Here is a 15,663-nt window from a genome sequence, read left to right on the forward strand (position 1 = left end):
GTGGTCGTGGCCGTCGTCGTCAACCTGGTCGTCTACGCCGTGGGGCGGTCCGCGGCGGCAGTTTCGCGTTCACGTCGGACGGTGTGGTCAACCGGGTCGACGCGCTCACGGTGGCCGGTTTCGGTGCGCTGCCCTTGCTGATCGGTCTCGGGCTGGTGGCCTTGCTGTCGCGTCTCGGCGGCTGGGGCACCCGCACGGCGGTGATCGTCGCGCCCGTGCCGGCGCCGGCCCCGATCGTGGTCATGACGCTGCCGGCCGACTTCGACGGAGTGAGCACGCTGACGCCGGCCGTGTGTCATGTGGTCCTGGCCGTAGTCAGCGTCGTGGCGGTGCTTGCGCTCGGCCGCAAGGCTTCGGTGCCGGTCGAACTGTCGGCGGCCCAGAATGGGGTATGAGTTCGGCTTCTGATCTCGCGGCCCTGGCTGGGCTGCTCGCCGATGAGACGCGGGCGGCCATGTGTTTGGCGCTGCTCGACGGGCGGGCCTGGACGGCGGGGGAGTTGGCCGGTCTGGCCGGTGTGGCGCCGTCCACGGCCACGGAGCATTTGCATCGGCTGGTCCGGGGTGGGCTGCTGGCGGAGCGTAAGCAGGGGCGGCACCGCTATGTGCGGCTGGCCGATCCGGGGGCCGCCCAGCTGATCGAGGATCTGGCCGCACGGCTGGGGCCGGGGCCGGCGCCGATCGGGCTGCGGGCGGTCACGGCGTCGGCGGCCCTGCGGCGGGGGCGCACCTGTTACGACCATCTCGCGGGGCGGCTCGGGGTGGCCGTCACTGACGCCATGACGGCCTCGGAGCTGCTGGATCAGGACGGCGGGTGCGCGCTCACGCCGTACGGGAAGGAATGGTTCGCCGCCACGCTCGGGGTGTCGCTCGAGGCGGGACGCCGGCCGCTGGCGCGCGCCTGTTTGGACTGGACGGAGCGGCGGCACCACCTGGCCGGCGTGGCCGGGGCGCGGTTGTGTCAGGTCTTCTTCGAGCGGCGCTGGGTGACCCGGATCGGTTCGGGGCGCGCGGTCCGGCTCACCCCCGAGGGCGTGGGCGCGCTGCGGAGTCTGCTCAACACGTCAGGTCTCTGATCGCAGACCTGCCGTCACCAGGTCGACGGCTGCCATCAGGCCCGCGTACGGCGCGTCGCGCCAGTTGGCCGTGTGCGGGGTCAGGCTGGTCGAGAGTGGATAGCGGGCCGCGAAGTCGGGGATCGCGGTGGCGCGGGTGACCCAGGCGGCCTCGTCGGCGGGGGTCAGGCGCTGGTAGGCGGCCGCCGTCCGGGCGGTGGCGCGGGTGGTCGCGTAGATCATGGTGACGGCCGGCGCCCGCAGTTCGGGTGTGCACCCGGAGCGGTCGAGGACGGCGAGCAGCGCTTCCATCCAGTCCTGCTCGTTGGGGCCTTGGCTGCTCTGCGCCCAGGACCGCTCGGTCAGCCAGGGGTGCGCCAGGTAGAGCTCGAACAGCGCCGTCGCCCAGTCCCGCAGCGTCTGCGGAAGCGCCACGGGCATCGCGCTCGCGTGGTCCTGCATGAGCGCGAGCAGGTTCTCCTTGTCTCCCACGTACGGGTAAAGGGCCATCGCCGTCTTGTCGAAGCGCGCCGCTACGGCCCGGGTGGTGACGGCGTCGAGCCCTGACGCGTCGGCCAGCGCGATGGCCGCGTCGAGGATGTCGTCGAGGTCGAGCTGCTGGCGGGGGCCGCGCCGGGGCGTGGGCAGCGTCGTCCCGCGGTGCCGCCAGAGCCGCCTGAGGTGATCGTCCATAACTCCTGACAGTGTATAGTGTTTTGCATGCCTACCGCGCGACTTCACGACGGATCCACCATCGATGTCAAGGTCCAAGGCAGTGGCCCGGCCGTTCTCACCCCGGTCAGCACCCGGCTGATCGAGGGCGAGCAGGCCGAGACCATGCGCGCCTGGGGCGCCGACCCCCACCTCGGGCACACCCTCGCGACCGGGCTGGCCGAGGCCGGCTTCACGGTGATCACGGCCGACTACGAGGGCCACCGCAACGAGCACCCGGCCCCGCTCACGCTGACCGCCGACACCGTCGCGGCCGACCTGCTGGCCATCGCCGGCGCGGGCGGGGCCGGCCGGTTCGCCTACTACGGCTATTCCTGGACGGCGCTGGCCGGGCTGCAACTGGCTCTCCGCACCGACCGGCTCACCGCGCTCGCCATGGGTGGCTATCCGCCGCTCGACGGTCCCTACCGGGCCATGCTCGCGGTCACCGGCACGGCGCATCGGATGGCGCTCGACCCGCCGCCTCCGCCCTCGGGCGACGCCGTGCCGGGCGACTGGGATGCGGTGGCCTTCACCCAGACGCCCGACCAGACCCGGCAGTTCGTGACGCTCTACGAGTCGCTCCAGAACTTCGACGACGCCAAGGTGAGCCTCGACATCCCGCGGCTGGCGTTCGCCGGCGCCAATGACAACATCCAATACGGCCCGGCCTGGGACAACGCATATGTCGCCCTGGCCGAGCCGCTGAAGCGACACGAAGCCGACCTCAAAGAAAGAGGCTGGGAGGTCCGTTTTGTCCCTGACGCTGAGCACATGGCCGCCATGCAGGCGGCGGTCGTCCTCCCGATCCTGATCCCCTTCCTCAGGTCGTCGTCCTGAGCCAGCCCCCGTCGACGTAGTAGGTCGACCCCACCGAGTAAGCCGCCCGGGAGGAGCACAGGAACACGAAGAAGTCGGCGACCTCCTCGGGCGTGGCGAACCGCCCGATCGGCGCGTTGTCATCGGCGATCTTCTGCAGGTACTGCTCCCAGGTCTGATCGGAATCAGCAGTGAGCGACTTCGCGGTCTTGATCCAGTCCCCGGTCAGCACGAGGCCGGGCTTGACCGCGTTGACCCTGATGTTGTCGCCGATCAGCTCGTTGGCCAGACACTTGGAGAACATGACGAGCGCGGCCTTGGTGGTGTTGTAGATCGGCTCGTAGCCCAGCGGCTGGGTGGCGCAGATCGACGCGTTGTGCAGGATCACGCCCCCGCCGCGGGCCTTCATCTGTGGCGCGATCGTGCGGGCGAGCCGGACCGCGGCCATCACGTGCAGCTCCCAGTAGAACTGCCACCGCGAGTCGGGGGCTTCGAGGATCGTCTCCTCGCTCCCGGTGCCGGCGTTGTTGATCAGGATGTCGGCCCCGCCGAACTCGGCCGCCACGGCTGCGGCCACTCGGTCCGCGGAGTCGGGCTCGGTCAGGTCGGCGGGGACGGTCAGGACCCGTACGCCGGAGATCGACGTGGCCACCTCGTCGAGGCGGGCGGTGTCCCGGCCGACCAGCGCCACATGCGCACCCTCGGCGGCCAGCCCGCGGGCGATCGCGGCGCCGATGCCGGCACTCCCTCCGGTGATGACGGCCACCTTGCCTGTGAGATGCAGATCCATCCGGTTCTCCGTTTCGCGCGTTCGGGTACCCCCAGCACGGTCGCACGGCCAGAGTGCGAAGAGAGCACGACGAGGGGGTGCCGGGGTGTTCGGGAAGTCGAAGACAGTCGCCGACCAGTTGGTCGAGGTGCTGGTGCAGGAGGGCGTGCAGCGGATCTACGGCATCGTGGGGGACAGCCTCAACGCGCTCTCCGACGCGATCCGCCGCAACGACGCCATCGAGTGGGTGCACGTGCACAACGAGGAGTCGGCGGCGTTCATGGCGGCGGCCGAGGCCCAGGTCACCGGCAAGCTGGCCGTCTGCGCGGGCAGTTGCGGGCCGGGCAACACCCACCTGATCCAGGGGGTCTTCGACGCGCACCGCTCGGCCGCCCCGGTGCTGGCCATCGCCTCGCACATCGTGTCGAGCGAGATCGGCACCGGCTTCTTCCAGGAGACCGATCCCAAACGCCTGTTCGAGCAGGCCAGCCATTGGACCGAGCTGGTCTCTGCGCCCGCCCAGATGCCGCGGATGGCCCGGATCGGCATCCAGCAGGCGGTCGGTCTGCGCGGCGCCGCGGTGCTGGTGGTGCCGGGTGACGTGCTCGAGGCGGACGCGGCCGGCGATACCGGGACCGGGCGCGCGGTGGCCGGGCCGGTGCTGGGCCCGCCGCCCGCCGAGGTGATCGACGAACTGGCCGAGCGGATCAACGCGGCCGGCACGGTGGCGATCTTCGGGGGGATCGGTGCGGCCGGGGCGCGGGCCGAGGTGCTCGAACTGGCCGAGCTGCTGGGCGCCCCGATCGGGCATTCGCTGCGCGGCAAGGAGGGGCTGCAGTACGACAACCCGTACGACGTGGGCATGTCGGGTCTGCTCGGCTACGGCGCCTGTTACGAGGCCACCCACGAGGCCGACCTGCTGTTGCTGCTGGGCACCGACTTCCCGTACCGGCAGTTCCTGCCCCAGAGGAACACGATCCAGATCGACCTCGACCCGTCACGTCTGGGCCGGCGCACGGCGTTGGACCTCGGCGTGGCCGGTGACGTCGGCGCCACGCTGCGGGCGGTCCTGCCCAAGCTCGGCCGCAAGGACCACAAGTTTCTCAACAAGATGCTCAAGAAGCACGTCGACGAGCTCGAACGGGTCGTGGGGGCGTACACGAAAAAGGTCGAGGATCTGGTGCCGATCCACCCCGAGTACGTGGCCGCGCTGCTCGACGAGGAGGCCGCCGACGACGCGATCTTCACCGCCGACACCGGCATGTGCACGAGCTGGGCGGCCCGCTACATCACGCCGAACGGGCACCGCCGGGTGCTGGGCTCGTTCGTGCACGGCACGATGGCCAACGCGCTGCCGCACGCCCTGGGCGCCCAGAAGGCCCAGCCGGGGCGGCAGGTGGTGTCGATGAGCGGCGACGGCGGACTGGCCATGCTGCTGGGCGAGCTGCTCACCGCCAAGCTGCACAACCTGCCGGTCAAGGTGGTCGTGTTCAACAACTCCAGCCTCGGCATGGTGCGCCTCGAGATGCTGGTGGCGGGCGACCCGCCGTTCGAGACCGACCACGAGCACGTCGACTTCGCGGCCATCGCCCGAGCGGCCGGGCTGCATGCCGTACGGGTGGAGAAGCCCGCCGAGGTGCGGGCCGCCCTGCGGGACGTGCTCGACCACGACGGCCCGGCTCTGCTCGACGTGGTCACCGACCCGGACGCGCTGGAGATCCCGCCGCACATCACCAAGGAGGAGGCGGCCGGGTTCGCGCTCGCAGCCGGACGGTCGGTGCTGTCCGGCGGCGTGGGTCAGATGCTGCACCTGGCGCGCACGAACCTGCGCAACATCCCCCGTTAAGAAGCAGCGCGGAGGTCGGCCCCCACGTCGTGCAGGTGAACCAGGGCCTGCCGGTACGAATCGGTCAGGCTGGTCACCTCGTACGGGACGCCGATCTCCGCGCAGTACTGCTGCACGATCGGCTGCGCCTTGGGCAGGTTCGGGGTCGGCATGGCCGGGAACAGGTGGTGCTCGATCTGGTAGTTGAGCCCGCCCAGGGCCGCGTCGACGAGCCGCCCGCCGTGCACGTTGCGCGAGGTCAGCACCTGCTTGCGCAGGAAGTCCTCGGTGCCGTCGGGGTGCGGCATGCCCTTGTGGTTGGGCGCGAAGGTCATCCCGAGGTAGACCCCGAAGACGGCCTGGTGCACGACGAAGAACGCCAGCGCCTGCAGCGGGCTGAGCACGGTGATCAGGGCGGCCGCGTAGCCGATCAGGTGCAGGCCGATCAGCGCGGCCTCCAGCGGGTTCTTCTGCTCGTTGATCCAGCGCAGGCTGTCCCGCTTGAGCGAGAGGCCGAGCAGGGTGAGCAGCGGGAAGAAGAAGTACGCCTGATAGCGCGTGAGGAAGCCCTTGCCCCGGGCCGCCTCGCGCGACCAGACCAGCACACCCGGCCCGACATCGGGGTCCAGATCGTCGTGGTTCGGGTTGGCGTGGTGCTTGGTGTGCTTGTCCATCCAGTAGCCGTACGACATGCCGATCGCCAGGTTGCCCGCGATCAGCCCGGCCCGCCGGCTCGGCTTGTTGGTGCGGAACACCTGCCGATGGGCGAGGTCGTGGGCGACCAGCGCGGTCTGCGCGAACACCACGGCCAGGAACACCGCCACCAGCAGCGTCCACCACGAGGCGCCGATCGCGAAGAACAGGGCCCAGCCGCCGATCAGCGCGCCCGCGACCAGGCCGAGCCGCAGGGCGTAATACCCGGGCCGCCGGCGCAGCAGACCCGCCGCGTTGATCCGCCGGCCCAGTTCCGCGAAGTCGCTTCCGGCCGTCGTGCGCGGCCGCTCTGCCATCGTCGTCATGCCGTCAAGCACACCGTGCGGACCCCCGGCGGGTCAGGAGTGCGAGGCCCCCAAGGCTTGGTAGGGCTAGCACTACTGAACTGAACGCCCGCGTCGGTCAGGATGAGAAGCGTGGAGACAAGAGACTGGATACGTGACGGGCTGCGAGCGGTGGCGGCCGGGTTGCTCTCGATCGTGCTCGCGGTCCTGAACATCCCGCTCTTCGTGCTTTTCGTGGTCTCCCTGGTGCTCACCCCGGTGCTCGGGATCGGCCTGGTGGCGCTGCCCGCGGTCACCGTCCTGATCCGGGCCAAAGCCGATCTGGCCCGCCGGACGGCGGCCTGGCACGGCGTGAGCATCACCCGCCCCTATCGGCCCAAGCCGGCCGGGGTGGGGCTGATCGGCTGGCAGCGCTACCACTGGGTGATCACTGACCCGGCCACGTGGCGCGACGTCGCCTGGCTGCTGCCCGGCGCGGTCGGCGGGCTCGTTCTCGGCGTTCTCACGCTCGCCCTGCCCGCGTACGGCGTCGAGGGGATCACCCTGCTCCCGCTCTGGATCTATCTGGGCGAGGGCTGGTCCGGCTACGGCGTGAACTGGCCCATCCAGAACATCGCCGAGGGTTTCCTCTCGCTCCCGCAGGGCCTGGTGTTTCTCGCTCTCGGCCTGGTCGTCGCGCCCCACCTGCGCCGCTTCGAGGGCCTGTGGGCCAAGCTGTTCCTGGCCCCGACCCGCGCGGCCGAGCTGCGGCTGCGGGTCACCCAGCTCACCGTCACCCGGGCCGACACGGTCGACGCGCAGGCCGCCGAGCTGCGCCGGATCGAGCGCGATCTGCACGACGGCGCCCAGGCCCGGCTGGTCTCGCTGGGCATGACGATCGGCCTGGCCGAGGAGCTGGTCGAGCGCGACCCCGAGACGGCCCGCAAACTGCTGGCTGAGGCGCGCGAGAACAGCTCCACGGCACTGGTCGAGCTGCGTCACCTCGTACGGGGGATTCACCCGCCGGTGCTGGCCGAGCGCGGCCTCGACGGGGCGGTGCGGGCGCTCGCGCTGACGTCGCGCATACCGACCACTGTGGACTCCGACGTCCCAGGCCGGCTGGAGACGCCGGTCGAGTCGGCGGCGTATTTCGCGGTTGCCGAGGCCCTGGCCAACGTGCAGCGGCACAGCGCCGCCACCTTCGCCTACGTGAGCATGCACCGCTCCGGTGACCTGCTGCGCCTGGAGGTCGGCGACGACGGACGGGGCGGCGCCGACATGACCCGGGGCACCGGGCTGGCGGGAATGGAGCGACGCCTGGCCGCCTTCGATGGCACGATGACCCTGTCCAGCCCGCCGGGTGGGCCGACCATCGTGACCATGGAGCTGCCGTGCGCGTCGTCATCGCCGAGGACCATGCTCTCCTCCGGGACGGACTGACCCGGATCCTGGAGGCGTTCGACTTCGAGGTCGTCTCGGTGGTCGACCGCGGGCCCGACGTGCTGCCCACGCTGCTGGAGTGCAAGCCCGACGTGGCCGTGCTCGACGTGCGCCTGCCGCCCACGTTCACCGACGAGGGCCTGCAGGCCGCGATCGCCGTCCGCCGGGAGGTCCCGGGTCTGCCCATCCTCGTGCTCTCGCAGCACGTCGAGCCGCTCTACGCGCGCGAGCTCCTCTCCGACCGCCGTGGCGGCGTGGGCTACCTGCTCAAGGACAGGGTGTCCGACGTGACCCAGTTCGTCGACGCGGTGCGGCAGGTGGCCGGCGGTGGCACGGTGATGGACCCCGAGGTCGTGGCCCGCCTGCTCGACCGTTCGCGGCCGCTGGACGTGCTCACCGCGCGCGAGCGGGAAGTGCTGGGCGAGATGGCGTCGGGGCGGTCCAACGCGGCCATCGCGGCCAAGCTGTTCGTCACCGAGAAGGCCGTGAGCAAGCACATCAACAACATCTTCACCAAGCTCGGGCTGCCGGTCTCGGAGGACGACAACCGCCGGGTGCTGGCGGTTCTCGCCTACTTGGACAGCTGAGGCAGCACGTCGCTCGCGATCAGGTCGACGTGGTCGAGGTCGCCCATCTCGATGATGCGCAGGTGCACGCGGGTGGCGCCGATCTCGCGCATCTCGCCGATCCGTTGCACCAGCCGGTCGGGCGAGCCCACTACCGGGTCCTCCGGCGGCAGCACGCTCTTGACGTGCAGGGGAGCGGCCCGGCGCTGGGCCTCGGCGTCGCTGCGGCCGATCGCCACGACGATGCCGGCCGACAGGGTCAGCGGCTGCTCGCGACCGATCCGGGCGGCCGCCCGGCGCACCCGGTCGAACGCGGCCGCGGTCTCGGCGACCGTCTTGAACGGCATGTTGAACTCGTCGGCGAACCGGGCCGCCAGCTCCGGCGTGCGGCGGGGGCCCTTGCCCCCGACGATGATGGGCGGGTGCGGCCGCTGGACCGGCAGCGGCAAGGCGTGCGCGTCCACCAGCTGATAATGCTTGCCCTCGTACGAGTACGTCTCGCCCTCGGCCGTGCCCCACAGTCCGGTGAGGATCTCCAACTGCTCCTCGAGCCGGTCGAAGCGCTCACCCACCGGGGGGAACGGAATCCCGTACGCGGTGTGCTCGCGCTCCACCCAACCCGCGCCCATGCCCAGCTCGACACGGCCGCCGCTCATCTGATCGACCTGCGCCACGATGATCGACAGCGGTCCCGGCAGGCGGAATGTGGCCGAATTCACCATCGTGCCCAGGCGCAGCGTTTTCGTCTCGCGCGCGAGGCCGGCCAGCGTGATCCAGGCGTCGGTCGGCCCCGGTAGCCCAGGGTCAGGGGTCAGTGCCCGATAGTGATCGGCGCGGAGAAGTCCCTCGTAACCCGCGTCCTCAGCCTGTCGGGCGAACCTCAACTGGGTGTCATAAGAGGCACCCCGATGGGGCTCGATGAACAGACAGACGCGCATCATCGACCCCAATAGACGCTGTTAGGACGCATAGCGGCTCATCATGATCCATCGTGAGAGATACGTCTACTTCGGCGTTTGAGACGAACTTGTCATCGATGCATGTGCCAGTTTGCCCTACGATCCCCGGTCGGGGCACCCCTGTCCCACGTTCGACCCCTTAGGCCTCGGCGCGCCTTTTGCCTCGATGCCCTGCTGGAAGGATCACGGTGCACAGAAGGACCCTCGTTCGTTCCGTTGTCGCCGGCGCGCTCGCCCTCACCATGAGCGCGGCCGCCGGGTGCAGCGACGACTCGGCTGACGGCGACGGTGGCAGCGGCGCCTCGCTCGAGAAGATCACTTACCTGACCTCGTTCGGCACGTTCGGCCGCGACTCCTACGCGTACGTCGCCCTGGAGAAGGGCTACTTCAAGGACGCCGGCTTCGACGTCACGATCAACCCGGGCCAGGGCTCCGGCAAGAACATCCAGTCGATCGTGGCCGGCCAGGCCCAGTTCACGCCGATCGACCTCACCGGCGGCCTGATCGCGGCCGGTGGCAAGGACAAAGTCACCGGGTTCACCGCGGTGAGCGCCATTCAGCAGCGCACCATGGCGGCGATCATCGCGCTCGACGGCAACGGCATCAACACGCCGAAGGACCTCGAGGGCAAGACCATCGCCGACCAGCCCGGCTCGGTGGTCAAGACCCTGTTCCCGACGTACGCCAAGCTGGCCAACGTGGACGACAAGAAGGTCAAGTTCGTCAACGGCGAGGCCCAGACGCTGATCGGCACGCTCGCGTCGGGCCGCGTGCAGGGCATCGGCCAGTTCGTGGTGGGCAAGCCCACCGTCGAGACCGTGGCCAAGGGCAAGAAGGCCGTGGTGCTGCCCTACAGCGACGTCCTCCAGGACCTGTACGGCAACGTGCTGATCACGTCGTCGAAGTACGCGCAGGACAACCCGGAGAAGGTCAAGAAGTTCACCGAGGCGCTGCTCAAGGGTCTCAACGACGCCATCACCAACCCCAACGAGGCCGGCACGATCACGCAGAAGTACGTGCAGACGGCCAAGCCGGACGGTGTCGCCGCCGAGCTCACCCTGATGGGTCCGTACGTCAAGTCGGCCGCGGCCGGCATCCCGGTCGGCGCGCTCGACGCCGAGCGGGTCGCCCGCTCCATCGCCATCCTGCAGGGCTCCGGCCAGATCGACCCGGGCCTCAAGCCCGAGCAGGTCATCAACTTCGATCTGACCCCCAAGGCCTGATCGTTCTCTAGTGTGACGGGGGTGCGCCGGCCACGGCGTGCCCCCGCCCGTTTCGAGGAGCACCGGTGCACGACACCCTGACGCCCCCGTCGGAGGCCGCAGTGGCCCGTCCCACCCGCCCGGCGCGGCGGATCTCGCTCTCGGCGGTGGGCTGGCCGGTTCTGGGGATCGTCGTGACCATCGCGGCCTGGTGGGCGGTCGTCGAGGTCTTCGACATCCAGACGATCATCCTGCCGTCGCCGGTCGCGGTGGCCGAGAGCTTCGGCACTTACACCCAGCTGCTGCTCAGCACCACATGGGACACCGTACGGGTCACGCTGATCGGTTTCGCGTTGTCGATCGCCATCGGCGTCGCGCTGGGCACCGCCCTCGCTGCCTGGAAGCCGTTCGAGCGCGCGTTCGGCCCGCTGCTGGTCGCCCTCAACGCCGTGCCCAAGGTCGCGGTGGCCCCGCTGATGATCGCGTGGTTCGGTTTCGGCACCACGCCGGTGCTGGCGATGGCGTTCCTGCTCTGCTTCTTCCCGATCGTGCTGTCCACCGCCACCGGCCTCACCAGCACCCCCTCCGACCTGGTGGAGCTGGCCAAGTCGCTGGACGCCACCCGGGTGCAGACCTTCCTGCGCGTACGGGTCCCGGCCGCCCTGCCCCAGATCTTCGTGGGCCTCAAGCTGGCCATGCCCCTGGCCGTCATCGGCGTCGCCGTGGGCGAGATGCAGTCCGGCGGCGTCGACGAAGGCCTCGGCACGATCATCGTGCAGACCGCGGGCCAGGGTGACACCGCCACCGCGTTCGCCGCCCTGACCCTGATGGCCGTGGTCAGCATCATCCTCTACTACGCGATCGTCGCCATCGAGCGTGTGGCCCTGCCCTGGGTGCGCGGCACGACCGCCTAGAGGCCCGCTCCGCGGTAATACCTGAGCGTCTCCTCGTCGCGCTCCGGGCCCGCCGCCCACTGCCGCAACAGCTCGCCCGCCACCTGCCGGTCGCCGCTCGACAGGGCGCGGTCGACCCAGGTCAGGGGCTCCTCGTGGGCCGGGTCGGCGGGGAAGTTGAGGCCCTTGACCCGGGCCCACTCGGCCACGTCCTCGTCGGTGAGAGCCTCCTCGGTGAGACGCTCGAGCAGGGCGTCGCGCTGCGGGTGGGTGTCCGCCCGTACGAAGGCGAGGGTTGTCTCGACCCCCGCCGCGAACAGGTATTGGACGTCGTAGGCGCAGCCGGCGTCGAAGTTGGACTGCTTGATCGCCCAGTGCCGCCAGACGTCCTCGACCCGCCGGTGCTCGGCCAGCAGGAAACCGGCCAGCTCGGCCTCCTCGCCCAGCCCTCGCCCGGGCGACTCGCGGCAGCACGCGGCTTCCTGCTCGACCAGCGACCGCAGCAGGGCCAGATCCTCCGGGCGGCGGTCGTACTGCAGGGCCCACAACACCTTCGCCCGCCTCACGGTGTCGTTGCGCAGCTCCGCCCACGCCTCCGGTGCTTCCCGCATCCGCGCCAGCTCCGCGCGCGCCTCATCCATCACCCGCCCACGATGACACCGCCGCACCAGTGCGTCGACGGATGAAGCGCGCTGCCGGCGGCCGAGGACGAGGACATCTGCTGCGACGGGCCTTGTTCAGGTGTCGAGCAGGGTGCGTAGGCGCACGGTGTCGGCGACCGTCCAGCCCGGGGGCGGGGCCAGCGCGGCCCACCCGTCGACGGCGCCCGACTTGTAGACGTGGCCGTGACCGATCGGGGCCTTGTTGGCGAAGAGCAGATCCACTGTCGTCTGCCAGAACGTGATCACCGGATACCAGTGCATGTCCGGGGTGACGTCGGGGCCGCGTGTGCCCCGCAGCCACTCCGGTTTGTGCCAGAGCAGGCTGGGGCTCCACCACACGACCGGGTCCGACGAGTTCTGCATGTAGACGACCTTGCGGGGCGGTCCGGTCAGGTCGCGCAGTTCGTGTGACTCCGAGGAGAACTCGACGGGCAGGCCAGGGTACGACGGGTCCCACACCGGCGATCCGGGGGCGCGGCCCGCGGTCAGTTCGCGGTGCACGGGGTTGGCGAACATCGGGCCTTCGAGGAGGATCCCGTCGGCGCCCTCGACCATCGCGGCCGCCGTGCCGAAGGTCTTCTCGGTGCCGTACGTGCCCAGGCTCTCCCCGAAGATCAGCAGCTTGGGGCGGTCGTGGGCCGGCATCCGGGTCCAGCGTTCGCGGACGGCGGTGATCAGGGCCGAGGCGGCGTCGACGACTTTGGTGCGGTCGACCGCGAACGAGATCCAGCTCGGCAGGTAGCTGTACTGCATCGACACCAGAGCGGTGTCGCCGGTGTACATGTATTCGAGCGAGCTCGGCACGTCGTTGTCGACCCAGCCGGTGCCGGTGGGGGTGAACACGGCGATCACGTCGCGGTTCCAGGCTCCCGTACGGTCCATCTCCCGCACCACCAGCGCCGCGCGATCCTGCGCGGTGTCGGCCGACGAGAGCCCGGCGTAGATGCGGATGGGGTCGAGCGCGGGCCGGCCGGAGAACGCGGTGAGCGCGCTGACCGGGGGCGCCTTGGTCACGAAGTTGCGGCCCTGGCGGCCCAGCGAGTCCCACGTCACCAGCGAGCCCAGACTGCCCGAGCGCAGGGCGGAGGCCGGGCGCACGACGCCGTCGCCGGTGCCGCTGTCGGTGATCGCGGCGGAGCGGTCGGCGCTGGTGACGAGGTTGCTCAGCAGCAGGCCGTCGAACGCGGACCAGCTGAGCACGGTCACCACGACGAACCCGGCACAGTAGGCCGCCGATTCGGGCACCAGCCGTCCGAAGAGGCGGGCGAAGCCGTGCGCGGCCAGGCGCAGGCAGCGGGCCAGCAGCAGCAGCGCGCCGAAGGTCAGGATGCTGATGCCGACCGTACGCATCAGGTCGTACTCCTGCTGGGGCGGCATGCCCAGGCGCAGCCGCAGTTCGCGCTGCCAGCGGGTGCCGAGCCAGAGGAAGAGCAGGATCAGCGGGGGCACCAGGATCAGGAGCACGCGCCAGGCGATGCGTTCGACCCGGCGCGACGGCCACCATCTCAGGCGCACCACCGCCCCGATGGCCGTTCCCCCGGCGTACCCGAAGGAGGCGGTCAGGCCCGCGACGACGCCTTGCAGAAACCAGGGCCTCGGCAGCAGGGACGGCGTGTAGGTGAGGCAGTAGAAGACGGCGCACAAGCCGACGCCGGTCACGCTGAGACCGCAGCGGACGACGCGGCGGCTGCCCACGACGGTCGGGGCGGCGACGACTTCGCGCACGCGCCGCTGGGCCGGTATCAGGGGAGCGGCAACCAACAGTTTGCGCATTCGCGCCCCCGCTCTTGTCGCAGCCGTCGATATGCGTGACCCCAGCGCCACACGGGGTTACGTTGACCCGATGGCAGGATCTTCCGTTCGCTCCCGGGCCGCAAGCGCGTTCGAGGCCCTGCTTCCATCTTTGACCGCCGACGCCACCGAACGGCTGGGTCGTTCGGAGGCACTTGCCTTTCTTGCCCGATTCGAGACGCAGCTGCTCGACATCTACGAGCCGTTGGAGGTCGTCTACGGCACGGTGCCGCTGAACGACCTGGTGAGGACGGCTCTGGACGCGATCGCCGAGCGCCCGCCGGAGCTGCGTGAGCTGGATCGGCGGCGGGAGATCGATCCGCGCTGGTATCAGCGGGCGCGGCAGGTCGGGTACGTCTGTTACGCCGATCGGTTCGCCGGGTCGCTTCGTGCGGTGGCCGAAAACCCGGACCATCTTGACTATCTGGACGAGCTGGGCGTTACCTATCTCCACCTGATGCCGCTGCTGCAGCCCCGGGCGGGGGAGAACGACGGCGGGTACGCGGTGGCCGACTACCGCGCGATCGACCCCCGGCTGGGCACGATGGACGACCTGAGCGCGCTGGCGGGCCGGTTGCACGAGCGGAACATGAGCCTCTGCGTCGACCTCGTGCTCAACCACACGGCCCAGGAACACCCGTGGGCCGAGGCGTGGCGGGCGGGCGACCCGGCGTACGGGGACTTCTACATGTCCTTCCCCGACCGTGAGATGCCCGACGCGTACGAGCGGACGATCGTGCCGGTCTTTCCCGACCGCGCTCCGGGCAGCTTCACGCTCTTCGACGGCAAGTGGGTGTGGACGACGTTCTGGAGCTACCAGTGGGACCTCAACTGGGCCAGCCCGAACGTCTTCCGGGCCATGCTGGAGACGATCCTGTGGCTGGCCAACCGGGGTGTCGACGTCTTCCGCCTGGACGCCGTCCCGTTCCTGTGGAAGCGGCTCGGCACGACCTGCCTCAACCAGCCCGAGGTGCACCGGATCGTGCAGGCGCTGCGCGCGCTGACCCGGCTGGCCGCGCCCGGCGTGATCTTCAAGGCCGAGGCGATCGTGGCCCCGGACGACCTGGTGCCCTACCTCGGCGGGCACGACCGCTACCGGCCCGAGTGCGAGCTGGCCTATCACAACCAGCTGATGGTCATGCTCTGGAGCAGCCTGGCCACCAAGGACGCGCGGCTGATGACCCAGTCGCTGGCCCGGATGAAGCCCATCCCGGCCGAGGCGACCTGGGTCAGCTATGTGCGCGGGCACGACGACATCGGCTGGGCGATCAGTGCCGAGGACGCGTCGGCGGTGGGCTGGGACTGGTGGAACCACCGCAATTTCCTCAACGCGTTCTTCTCCGGCACGTTCCCGTCCTCGTACGCCCGGGGAGCTCTCTTCCAGGAGAATCCGGACACGGGGGACGCGCGGATCTCGGGCTCGGCGGCTTCGTTGTGCGGGATCACGGAGGACCCGGCGAGCTGGCCCCTGGGTGTGCGGAGGCTGCTTCTGCTGCACGCGGTGGCCTTCGCGTACGGCGGCATTCCGCTGATCTACATGGGTGACGAGCTCGGCCTGCGCAACGACGACTCCTACCGGCACGACGAGGCGCTGCGGGACGACAACCGCTGGATGCACCGCCCGCACATGGACTGGGCGGCCGCGGCCCGGCGGCACGACCCGGCGACGCTCGAGGGTCAGGTCTTCACCGGGCTGCGCGAGCTGGTGGCCGCCCGCAAGGACCTGCTCGCCCTGCGCGGCGGGGGCGAGACCGGGATCGTCGTCGTCGACAACGGTCACGTGTTCGCGTGGCGGCGCCGGCACCCGCGCAGCGGCACGTTCGTGGGGCTGGCCAACTTCAGCGAGCAGCCGCAGACCGTGGAGGCGGCCGCGATCGGGCACTACGGCTGGCTGGAGACCGCGCTGAGCAGCGACGGCCCTCTGGTCGTACGGGAAGGTCGTGCCTTTCTGCCCGGTTTGGGCTTCGCCTGGCTGATCGAACGCTGAGTTCTCTT

The 15,663-nt window shown here is 70.3% G+C and carries 15 protein-coding genes; 9 read left to right on the plus strand and 6 right to left on the minus strand.

Annotation, left to right across the window (positions count from 1 at the left end; all coding sequences use genetic code 11):
- The first annotated feature begins 83 nt into the window (after positions 1 to 83).
- Positions 84 to 395 carry a hypothetical protein gene (locus tag BKA14_RS38700; protein ID WP_239092692.1) on the plus strand — a complete coding sequence of 104 codons (312 nt, stop codon included), beginning with the start codon at positions 84 to 86 and terminating at the stop codon, positions 393 to 395.
- Positions 392 to 1,075 (plus strand): ArsR/SmtB family transcription factor, encoded by a 684-nt coding sequence (locus BKA14_RS38705; RefSeq protein ID WP_184955682.1) that lies wholly within the window; start codon positions 392 to 394, stop codon positions 1,073 to 1,075. The genes BKA14_RS38700 and BKA14_RS38705 overlap by 4 nt, the downstream gene beginning before the upstream one ends.
- Here BKA14_RS38705 and BKA14_RS38710 read toward each other — a convergent pair.
- On the minus strand, positions 1,064 to 1,747 hold the full coding sequence (locus tag BKA14_RS38710; protein WP_184955683.1) for a TetR/AcrR family transcriptional regulator: 684 nt from the start codon (positions 1,745 to 1,747) through the stop codon (positions 1,064 to 1,066). The genes BKA14_RS38705 and BKA14_RS38710 overlap by 12 nt on opposite strands.
- A 27-nt stretch (positions 1,748 to 1,774) precedes the next feature.
- Between BKA14_RS38710 and BKA14_RS38715 the strand changes: the two genes are divergently transcribed.
- Positions 1,775 to 2,605, plus strand: a complete 831-nt coding sequence (locus BKA14_RS38715; RefSeq protein WP_184955684.1) for an alpha/beta fold hydrolase — start codon at positions 1,775 to 1,777, stop codon at positions 2,603 to 2,605.
- On the opposite strand, the gene BKA14_RS38720 is transcribed toward BKA14_RS38715, so the two are convergent.
- Complete coding sequence (locus tag BKA14_RS38720) at positions 2,589 to 3,374, minus strand: SDR family NAD(P)-dependent oxidoreductase (RefSeq protein WP_184955685.1); 786 nt, start codon at positions 3,372 to 3,374, stop codon at positions 2,589 to 2,591. The two genes, BKA14_RS38715 and BKA14_RS38720, sit on opposite strands and share 17 nt — an antisense overlap.
- A gap of 85 nt (positions 3,375 to 3,459) precedes the next feature.
- On the opposite strand from BKA14_RS38720, the gene BKA14_RS38725 reads away from it, so the two are divergent.
- Positions 3,460 to 5,199, plus strand: a complete 1,740-nt coding sequence (locus BKA14_RS38725; protein ID WP_203722209.1) for a pyruvate dehydrogenase — start codon at positions 3,460 to 3,462, stop codon at positions 5,197 to 5,199.
- Here the strand turns inward: BKA14_RS38725 and BKA14_RS38730 are convergent.
- The gene (locus BKA14_RS38730; RefSeq protein WP_184955687.1) at positions 5,196 to 6,197 is read right to left on the minus strand and encodes a fatty acid desaturase family protein; all 1,002 of its coding nucleotides are present in this window, start codon (positions 6,195 to 6,197) and stop codon (positions 5,196 to 5,198) included. The genes BKA14_RS38725 and BKA14_RS38730 overlap by 4 nt on opposite strands.
- A 102-nt stretch (positions 6,198 to 6,299) precedes the next feature.
- On the opposite strand from BKA14_RS38730, the gene BKA14_RS38735 reads away from it, so the two are divergent.
- Positions 6,300 to 7,595, plus strand: coding sequence for a sensor histidine kinase (locus tag BKA14_RS38735; protein WP_184955688.1), 1,296 nt, complete (start codon positions 6,300 to 6,302; stop codon positions 7,593 to 7,595).
- Positions 7,547 to 8,182, plus strand: a complete 636-nt coding sequence (locus BKA14_RS38740) for a response regulator transcription factor (RefSeq protein WP_184955689.1) — start codon at positions 7,547 to 7,549, stop codon at positions 8,180 to 8,182. Before BKA14_RS38735 ends, BKA14_RS38740 begins: the two co-directional genes overlap by 49 nt.
- On the opposite strand, the gene BKA14_RS38745 is transcribed toward BKA14_RS38740, so the two are convergent.
- Entirely contained in the window at positions 8,167 to 9,099 is a 933-nt protein-coding gene (locus tag BKA14_RS38745; protein WP_184957208.1) for an LLM class F420-dependent oxidoreductase, read from the minus strand. The genes BKA14_RS38740 and BKA14_RS38745 overlap by 16 nt on opposite strands.
- A 263-nt stretch (positions 9,100 to 9,362) precedes the next feature.
- Between BKA14_RS38745 and BKA14_RS38750 the strand changes: the two genes are divergently transcribed.
- Complete coding sequence (locus BKA14_RS38750) at positions 9,363 to 10,343, plus strand: ABC transporter substrate-binding protein (protein ID WP_184957209.1); 981 nt, start codon at positions 9,363 to 9,365, stop codon at positions 10,341 to 10,343.
- A gap of 65 nt (positions 10,344 to 10,408) precedes the next feature.
- Entirely contained in the window at positions 10,409 to 11,236 is an 828-nt protein-coding gene (locus BKA14_RS38755; protein ID WP_184955690.1) for an ABC transporter permease, read from the plus strand.
- Here BKA14_RS38755 and BKA14_RS38760 read toward each other — a convergent pair.
- Positions 11,233 to 11,859, minus strand: a complete 627-nt coding sequence (locus BKA14_RS38760; RefSeq protein ID WP_184955691.1) for a hypothetical protein — start codon at positions 11,857 to 11,859, stop codon at positions 11,233 to 11,235. The genes BKA14_RS38755 and BKA14_RS38760 overlap by 4 nt on opposite strands.
- A gap of 93 nt (positions 11,860 to 11,952) precedes the next feature.
- Entirely contained in the window at positions 11,953 to 13,650 is a 1,698-nt protein-coding gene (locus BKA14_RS38765) for an alpha/beta hydrolase (protein ID WP_184955692.1), read from the minus strand.
- A gap of 130 nt (positions 13,651 to 13,780) precedes the next feature.
- Between BKA14_RS38765 and BKA14_RS38770 the strand changes: the two genes are divergently transcribed.
- Positions 13,781 to 15,655 carry an alpha-amylase family protein gene (locus tag BKA14_RS38770; protein WP_203722207.1) on the plus strand — a complete coding sequence of 625 codons (1,875 nt, stop codon included), beginning with the start codon at positions 13,781 to 13,783 and terminating at the stop codon, positions 15,653 to 15,655.
- Positions 15,656 to 15,663 lie beyond the last annotated feature (8 nt).

This window comes from Paractinoplanes abujensis (assembly GCF_014204895.1).
Classification (GTDB): domain Bacteria; phylum Actinomycetota; class Actinomycetes; order Mycobacteriales; family Micromonosporaceae; genus Actinoplanes; species Actinoplanes abujensis.

Bases quoted from the DNA above. Each gene is read 5' to 3' on its own strand.
- BKA14_RS38705 (WP_184955682.1), top strand. From the start codon at position 392: ATGAGTTCGGCTTCTGATCTCGCGGCCCTGGCTGGGCTGCTCGCCGAT.
- BKA14_RS38710 (WP_184955683.1), bottom strand. From the start codon at position 1,747: ATGGACGATCACCTCAGGCGGCTCTGGCGGCACCGCGGGACGACGCTG.
- BKA14_RS38715 (WP_184955684.1), top strand. From the start codon at position 1,775: ATGCCTACCGCGCGACTTCACGACGGATCCACCATCGATGTCAAGGTC.
- BKA14_RS38720 (WP_184955685.1), bottom strand. From the start codon at position 3,374: ATGGATCTGCATCTCACAGGCAAGGTGGCCGTCATCACCGGAGGGAGT.
- BKA14_RS38730 (WP_184955687.1), bottom strand. From the start codon at position 6,197: ATGACGACGATGGCAGAGCGGCCGCGCACGACGGCCGGAAGCGACTTC.
- BKA14_RS38735 (WP_184955688.1), top strand. From the start codon at position 6,300: ATGAGAAGCGTGGAGACAAGAGACTGGATACGTGACGGGCTGCGAGCG.
- BKA14_RS38745 (WP_184957208.1), bottom strand. From the start codon at position 9,099: ATGCGCGTCTGTCTGTTCATCGAGCCCCATCGGGGTGCCTCTTATGAC.
- BKA14_RS38750 (WP_184957209.1), top strand. From the start codon at position 9,363: ATGAGCGCGGCCGCCGGGTGCAGCGACGACTCGGCTGACGGCGACGGT.
- BKA14_RS38765 (WP_184955692.1), bottom strand. From the start codon at position 13,650: ATGCGCAAACTGTTGGTTGCCGCTCCCCTGATACCGGCCCAGCGGCGC.